General features: G+C 67.6%; 6 protein-coding genes. 2 read left to right on the forward strand and 4 right to left on the reverse strand.

The annotated features are described in order from the left end of the window. The 4 genes from OZ10_RS19075 to OZ10_RS19090 form a co-directional block, all read right to left on the reverse strand. The coding region (locus OZ10_RS19075) for a glycoside hydrolase family 3 N-terminal domain-containing protein (RefSeq protein ID WP_039566593.1) at nt 1–1,579 on the reverse strand (1,579 nt) is incomplete at its 3' end. A gap of 225 nt (nt 1,580–1,804) precedes the next feature. Continuing rightward, entirely contained in the window at nt 1,805–4,102 is a 2,298-nt protein-coding gene (locus tag OZ10_RS19080) for a xanthine dehydrogenase family protein molybdopterin-binding subunit (RefSeq protein WP_039415215.1), read from the reverse strand. Continuing rightward, nucleotides 4,099–5,187: an FAD binding domain-containing protein gene (locus OZ10_RS19085; protein WP_039566596.1), complete on the reverse strand. Its 1,089-nt coding sequence runs from the start codon at nt 5,185–5,187 to the stop codon at nt 4,099–4,101. Before OZ10_RS19085 ends, OZ10_RS19080 begins: the two co-directional genes overlap by 4 nt. Next, nucleotides 5,160–5,738: a (2Fe-2S)-binding protein gene (locus tag OZ10_RS19090; RefSeq protein ID WP_039566598.1), complete on the reverse strand. Its 579-nt coding sequence runs from the start codon at nt 5,736–5,738 to the stop codon at nt 5,160–5,162. The genes OZ10_RS19085 and OZ10_RS19090 overlap by 28 nt, the downstream gene beginning before the upstream one ends. Nucleotides 5,739–6,022: 284 nt before the next feature. Between OZ10_RS19090 and OZ10_RS19095 the strand changes: the two genes are divergently transcribed. Together OZ10_RS19095 and OZ10_RS19100 are read left to right on the forward strand one after the other, a co-directional pair. Further along, the gene (locus OZ10_RS19095) at nt 6,023–7,354 is read left to right on the forward strand and encodes a DUF763 domain-containing protein (RefSeq protein ID WP_039566600.1); all 1,332 of its coding nucleotides are present in this window, start codon (nt 6,023–6,025) and stop codon (nt 7,352–7,354) included. After that, nucleotides 7,351–7,593 (forward strand): GIY-YIG nuclease family protein (locus OZ10_RS19100; RefSeq protein ID WP_039566602.1); only part of this gene is annotated, 243 nt, incomplete at its 3' end. The genes OZ10_RS19095 and OZ10_RS19100, both read left to right, overlap by 4 nt.

Below are 7,593 nucleotides of genomic sequence, written 5' to 3' on the forward strand. Positions count from 1 at the left end.
GTTGTTGTTGCACGTCCGGCAGGACGATCTCGGTCCGCGATTGCGCCTCGCCGGAGTAGGTCATCGGTTCGCCGACCGCCAGCAGGGCCACGTCGGCCGTGCGCGCGGCCGCCACTGCGGCCTGCACGCCGCCGGGCAGCGGCTGGTCGAAGCCGCACCCGTCCACCACCTGCAGCAGCTGCGGGTCGGCCATGGCACGCGCCACGGCCGCGGCCACGGTGTTGTTGCGGTCTTCCTGGTCGAACAGGCTCCATGGCCCGGCGTGGTTGATCCAGTCGCGCGCCATCGGCCCGATCAGCGCAATACGTTGCCCGCTGCGCTGCAGGGGCAGCAGCTCGCGTTCGTTTTTCAGCAGCACCACCGACTTGCAGGCGGCCTCGCGCGCCAGCGCCAGCGTGTCTGCCTGGCGCTGGCGCGGCTGCGCCCGTGCCGGCTGCAGACGCCGGAACGGGTCGTCGAACAACCCCAATGCCGCCTTGAAACCCAGCACCCGGCGCACGGAGGCGTCCAGGCGCTGCATCGGCACCACGCCCGCGGCCACCAGCGCGGGCAGATGGCGCAGATACAGGCCGCTCTCCATGCTGATGTCCACGCCGGCCAGAAACGCCAGCCGTGCCGCGTCGCGGTCGTCGGCGGCCACGCCATGCGCCACCAGTTCCTGGTCGGCGGTGAAGTCGGACACCACCAGGCCGCGGTACTGCAGGTCCTGCCGCAGCACCGTGCCCAGCAACCAGGCGTTGGCGGTTGCCGGCACACCCGACAGCGCGTTGAACGCGGCCATGGTGGTCACCGCGCCGGCGTCGAAGGCGGCCTGAAACGGAGGCAGATACACCTCGCGCAACGTGCGCTCGGAGATGTCCACGCGGCTGTAGTCCAGTCCGCCTTCGGCCGCGCCATAGGCGGCAAAATGCTTGGGGCAGGCGGCAAGCGCATCGGCATGCGCCAGCCCGGCCTCGCCCTGGAAGCCACGCACGCGTGCCTGCGCAAACTGCTGCGCCAGCAGCACGTCCTCGCCGGCGCCTTCCACCCCGCGGCCCCAGCGGGCATCGCGGGCGATGTCCACCATCGGCGCGAATGTCCAGTCGATGCCGACCGCGCTGGCTTCCATCGCAGCGGCACGCGCGGTGCGTTGCGCCAGTTCCGGTTCGAAGCTGGCCGCTTCGCCCAGCGGCACCGGAAAGACCGTGGTGTAGCCATGGATCACGTCGGCGGCAAAGACCAGCGGGATTTTCAGCCGGCTCTGCATGGCGGCCTGCTGCAACTGCCGATGCCAGCGCACGTTGGAGCCGTTGAAAACCCCGGTCAGCTGCCCGGCGCGCGCTGCTGCCAGCTGGGTGCGGCCGGCCGCGTCCTTGTGGATCGGGTTGGCGACGATGGCCTTGTCGATCTGTTCTGCCGAGCTGAAAAGACTGAGCTGGCCGGCCTTTTCTTCCAGCGTCATGCGTGCAATCAGGTCTTCGATGAAGGCCTGCCCGCGCGTGGGGGCGTGCGGCAGCGCCCAACCGCTCGGGACCCGGCTGAGCACGGCCAGCGTGGCCGCACCGCGGAGCAACTGTCGACGGGTGGTGCGCGGTGCCATACGAGCCTTGCGGTGGGCGGAGGTCCGCTCACGCTACAGCAGCGCCGCGGCATTCGCGCCGTTGGCGTTCGCATTTGATGTGGACGCTTCGGAGGGGCTGGCCTGTGCAACGCGCAGTGCCAGCGATGCAGTCGCAAGAGGCGACGGGCCCGACATCGTGCACTGTCGAGCCCGTGCGTTGCCGTCGTGGTCACGCCGCGGATGGACGCATCCGCGGTCAATCGCTCAGTCCGCCATCACCTTGTCCGGCGTCATCGGCGTGCTGCGGATGCGTTTGCCGGTGGCGTGGAAGATCGCATTGCAGATGGCCGCCGACACGCCGACCTGCCCGATCTCGCCCACGCCCTTGGCGCCCAGGCTGCTGACCACGCGGTCGTCTTCGTCGGCAAAGATCACCTCGATGTCGTGGATGTCGGCGTTGGCCGAGACGTGGTACAGCGCCAGATCGTGATTCATGAAGCGGCCAAAACGATGGTCGGACTGGGTGTGTTCGTGCAGGGCCTGGCCGATGCCCCACACTACGCCGCCGATGATCTGGCTGCGCGCGGTGGTGGGGTTGAGGATGCGACCCGCGGCAATGGCGCTGACCACGCGCGTCACCCGCACCGTGCCCAGCTCCTCGTCCACCCGCACTTCCACGAAGACTGCGCCATGCGTGGCGCGGGTGTACTTGCGCTGCTTGAGCACGTTGGGCAGCAGCAGGAACTTGTCCTCTATCTGCTCCAGCTCGGCCGCGCGCAGCAACGCCGGTAGCGCGACCGCACTGCCGGCATCGCCACGCAAGGCAATTGCCCCATCGGCGAACACCACATCGTCCTGCTTGACCCGCGCAAAGCGCGAGTCCGGCAAGGCCTGCGCCAACCGGAACAACTTGGTGCGCAATTTGCCGCAGACCCCATCCACGGCCGAACCCACTGTGCTGACATGCGAGGAGCCGCCTTCGATCGGCGCGACGGGCAGGGTGGAATCGCCCAGCTGGAAGGTCACCTGTTCCAGCGGCAGGCCCAGCGCCTCGGCGGCGATCATCGCCATCACGGTGTAGGTGCCGGTGCCGATATCGCTGGCAGCGCTGCTCACCACCAGGCGGCCATCGGCATGCAGCACGGCGTGCGCACGTGCAAACATCTGCATGGCATCCCACTGCCCGGTGGCCATGCCCCAGCCCACCCACTCGCTGCCTTCCTTGCGCGCACGCGGTTGCATGGGGCGCTGCGCCCAGCCAAAGCGTTCGGCGCCTTGCTGGTAGCACTCGCGCAGCGCCTTGGTTGAGAACGGCTTGTCGTCGGCCGGATTGACCTCGGCGTAATTCTTCAACCGCAACGCCAACGGGTCGATACCGACCTCGTAGGCCAGCTCGTCCATCGCCACTTCCAGCGCATGCACGCCGTGGGTGGCGCCAGGCGCGCGCATGTCCATCGGGCTGTACTGGTCCAGGCTGACCAGGTTGTAGCCCAGGTGCACGTTGTCGCAGGCGTACAGCTGGCCGCTCCAGTTGACTACCACCTCCACGTAATCCTCGATGCGCGAGGTTTCGGCGATGGCCTCGTGCCAGATCGCACGCAACGTGCCGTCGCGGTCGGCGCCGAGCTTGAGCCGCTGCACGGTTTCCGGGCGATGGCCGAAGGTGAACATCTGTTGGCGGGTGAGCACCACCCGCACCGAGCGATCCAGCAGGATCGAGGCCATCACCGCCAAGGCGAGCTGATATTGCGGGCGCAGGCCCGAACCGAAGGCACCGCCCACATACGGGTTGCGCACGGTGACCTTGCGCTTGCTCAGGCCGAACACGTGCGACACATACCAACGGCTGTTCTGCGAGCCCTGGGTCTTGTCGTAGATGGTGAAGTGGCCGTCCGCCTCACGGATCACGGTGGAGGCGAACAATTCCATCGGATTGTGATGCTCCACGCCGCTGTAATAGTCGCCTTGCACCTGGCAGGCGGCATTGACGAACGCGGTGTCCGGCTCGCCCTTGTCCTTGGGCGGCGGCGAGAAGCCGGCCTTCATCGCCTTGGGCTTGTGCGCCCGGTCCAGATTGGTCATCAGGTTGGTGTCGTGCGGCTCCTGTGCGTAATCCACCTGCACCAGATGCGCGGCGTGACGCGCCGCTTCGAAGGTCTCGGCCACCACCAAGGCGATCGGCTGCCCGCTGTACAGCACGGTGTTGTCGTACAACGGGCGGAACGGCGAGCCGGCCGGTGCGGTCATGTCCTTGTAGAACAGGTCCATGCCGCGCATGTGCGGACGGTTTTCATGGGTGATGATGTCCAGCACGCCAGGTACCGCACGCGCGGCTGCCAGGTCGAAGCCGACGATGGTCCCCTTCGCGATGCTGCTGCTGACCACCACGCCATAGGCCAGGTCCGGCACCGGCCATTCGGCGGCATAGCGTGCCTGGCCGGTGACCTTTGCGCGCCCGTCGATGCGCGGGACACCGGTGCCGGTCGGGCGAAAGCCGGTGCCCTGGTCGGCAACCGGTGGCGTCAGTTCGGTGTTGGACAGGTCGGTGCTGCGTGCATTCATGGCGATTCCTCCAGCGCGCTGGTGCGCCCGCGGTTGTCGATGGTGCCCTCGCGTGCGACCTCCAGTGCGCGCACGATGGCGCGGCGCGCCAGCGGCAGCTTGAAGCCGTTTTCGCCTTGCGACTGTGCGCCCTGCAGCAGCGCATCGGCCAGACGCGCGAAGGTCTCGGCGTTGGCGGGCAGACCCACCAGCTGCGCTTCGGCATCGGGCTTGCGCCATGGCTTGTGCGCCACGCCGCCGAGCGCGACGCGCACCTCGCCGATGCTGCCGTCCTCTGTCAGATCCAGTGCGGCGGCAACCGACACCAGCGCGAACGCATACGACAGGCGCTCGCGGATTTTGAGATAGGCGCTGTGGGTGACAAAGCGCTGCGCGTCGGGCAGGTCGATGTGCACGATCAACTCGTCCGGCGCCAGGGTGCTGTCCAGCTCCGGATGGTCGCCGGGCAGGCGATGGAAATCAGGGAAGGCAATGGCGCGTTCGCCCTGCGGGCCCTGCACATGCACCACCGCATTCAACGCAGCCAACGCCACGCACATGTCTGAAGGGTGCGTGGCGATGCAATGCGCGCTGGCGCCGAGAATGGCGTTGTACTTGGTGAGCCCGCCAATGGCCGAACAGCCGCTGCCCGGTGCGCGCTTGTTGCAGGGCGTGGCACGGTCATAGAAATACATGCAGCGCGTGCGCTGCAGCAGGTTGCCGCCATTGCTGGCCATGTTGCGGATCTGCGGCGAGGCACCGGCCAGGATGGCCGCGCTCAGCAACGGATAGCGCGTTTCCACCTCCGGGTGGTAGGCGGTATCGGCATTGCGTGCCAACGCACCCAGGCGCAGCCCGCCTTCCGGCAGCGTGGTGATGCTGTCCAGCGGCAAGCGGTTGATGTCGACCAGGCTGCTGGGCCGCATCAGCTGCAGCTTCATCAGGTCGGTGAGGTTGGTGCCACCGGCAATCAACCGCACCGGCGCGTCTGCGGGTACCGGATGCGGATCATCCCCACGCGGCGCGATGGCGGTGAGCGCGGCATCGATGCTGTCCGGGCGCGCGTAGCTGAGCGGAATCATGCCGGCACCGTCCCGGGCGTCCACGGTGTGGCGGCGCTGTCGCGGCTGTCGCCGGGCTTGCCCAGGACCTCCATCACCGCATCGGTAATCTGCGGATAGGCACCGCAACGGCACAGATTGCCGCTCATCAGCTCGCGCACCTGGTCGCGATCGTGCGCCTTGCCCTCGTTGATCAGGCCCACCGCGGAACACAGCTGGCCCGGCGTGCAATAACCGCACTGGAAGGCATCGTGGTCGATGAAGGCGCGCTGCAACGGGTGCAATTGCTCGCCCTCGGCCAGGCCTTCGATGGTGGTGATGTCGGCGCCGTCCTGCATCACCGCCAGGGTCAGGCAGCTGTTGATGCGGCGCCCGTCGACCAGCACCGTGCAGGCACCGCACTGGCCGTGGTCGCAGCCCTTCTTGCTGCCGGTCAGGTCCAGTCGGTCGCGCAACAGATCGAGCAGGCTGACCCAGGCTTCGAGCTGGAGGTGATGGGGCTGGCCGTTGATGCGCAGATTCACCGGATAAGTCGGCGCAGGGGCAGTGGCGGTGGCCGGTGCCGTTTCATGGGCAGTGGCGGGCGTGGCATTCATGCGAACCCCGTGGCGATGGCTGAGGAGGGCCACCACCTTGACGACGAAGGGGTCAACGCAGAGTGACCACCTCCCTCTATTCACGCGAGGTGATATCGCCCACCTGCAGCGCTGCACGGCACTGTGACGGTTGCACCCCTGTCGTGAAGGGCATGCTGATCCGCTGCGAGGCTGCAAGCGCTCCGAACTGAATTCGTCAGCAATGCGGCGCGCTGCAACAGCTGCGTCCCAGCGGGTGCGACGCAGCGCCGGTATTCTGGTGGCATGAACAAGCAGTGGCAGTCATGAGCCGGCGCGGCGGCAGTGCAGATCTTCCCTTGCATGGCGGACGCGTGCCGCAATGGCTGGGGCAGCGGATGACGCGGCTGGGTGCGGTGATGTGCGAGGCCATCGTGCACAGCTATGGACGCGATGAGTTGTTGCGTCGGCTTGCGCATCCGTTCTGGTTTCAGTCGTTCGGTGCGGTGATGGGCATGGACTGGCATTCGTCCGGCATCACCACCAGCGTGATCGGCGCGCTCAAGCGTGGGCTGACGCCTCTGGCCGGCGAGCTGGGCATCCATGTGTGTGGCGGGCGCGGCCGGCATTCGCGCGCCACACCGGCCGAGCTGCTGGCGGTGGGCGATGCGGTTGGGCTCGATGGCGCGGCGTTGGCGCAGGCCAGCCGGCTGGTGGCCAAGGTCGACAGCGCGGCAGTGCAGGACGGTTTCGACCTGTACCTGCACGGTTTCATCGTCAGCGATGACGGCCGCTGGGTGGTGGTGCAGCAGGGCATGCATGGGCAACGCAAGCAGGCGCGCCGGTATCACTGGCTCTCCGAGGGGCTGAGCAGTTTCGTGGATGCGCCGCATGCAGCCATCGACGGGGCGCATCAGGGCAGGATCGTCAATCTTGCCGATCAACGGGCCGCCGCCTCGCGTGAGGCGCAGGTGGAGTTGCTGCGCAGCACCGCGCCGGATCAGCTAGCGCGTGAATGGCAGCGGATTGCGGGTGCGGAAGCGCCTGTAGCGGCGCCCGCTGCGCAAGGCCCGGTGACTGGCGATCTGTTCGCCGGGCACGGTTCGGACCCGGCGCAGCAACCGCATCTGTCCATGCCCGAGCATCACGACGTGCGCAGCGAAAACGTGATCGTCCGGCGGCTGCACGCCAGCCTTGCTGCTGCCGCCGAAGCCGGCCCGCGCGATTTCACCGCATTGCTGCAAGTACCTGGCGTAGGTGCGCGGACCTTGCGTTCGCTGGCGATGGTGGCCGAAGTGGTGCATGGCACGCCATGCCGTTTCAGCGACCCGGCGCGCTTTTCATTGGCCCATGGCGGCAAGGACCGGCAGCCGTTTCCGGTGCCCACGCGCGTGCTCGATCACACCATCGGCGTACTCAAGCAGGCGATGCAGCAGGCCAAACTGGGCAACGACGAACGCTTGCAGGCGATCGCACGGCTGGACGCGCAGGCGCGCCGACTCGAAGCCAGCGCGCAAGGTTCCACGGTGGAGGAGTACATCGCACAGGAACGCCGCGATTCGCACCGCTACGGCGGGCGCAGCGTCTTCGGCTGGGAGCCGGCGCCGTCACCGTCACAACCCGCTGCGCCAGTGCGTGCGCGTGCGGGGCAGCGGTGAGCATGCGGGCACGCCGCGCCACGACGGTCGCCACCGACGGACGTTGCTTCACCTACGTGTTCCCGTGCCAATGGGAAGACCACTGCAAGATCGGTTTCTCGCGCGACCCGTTGGGACGCATCGGCAGCCTGCACCCGCGCTGGTTCGATTTTTTCGATCTGGAGCGCGGGCTGTTGGTGGAAGCCGAACGTGAGCGCGATGCGCGCGACCTGGAACTGCAACTGCGCCGCCCGTTGCTT

Origin of the sequence: Xanthomonas cannabis pv. cannabis, from assembly GCF_000802365.1 — a bacterium.
Taxonomy (GTDB): domain Bacteria; phylum Pseudomonadota; class Gammaproteobacteria; order Xanthomonadales; family Xanthomonadaceae; genus Xanthomonas; species Xanthomonas cannabis.

Excerpts from the sequence above, each read along its gene's own strand:
- OZ10_RS19080 (WP_039415215.1), bottom strand. The coding sequence starts at position 4,102 with ATGAATGCACGCAGCACCGACCTGTCCAACACCGAACTGACGCCACCG.
- OZ10_RS19090 (WP_039566598.1), bottom strand. The coding sequence starts at position 5,738 with ATGAATGCCACGCCCGCCACTGCCCATGAAACGGCACCGGCCACCGCC.
- OZ10_RS19095 (WP_039566600.1), top strand. The coding sequence starts at position 6,023 with ATGAGCCGGCGCGGCGGCAGTGCAGATCTTCCCTTGCATGGCGGACGC.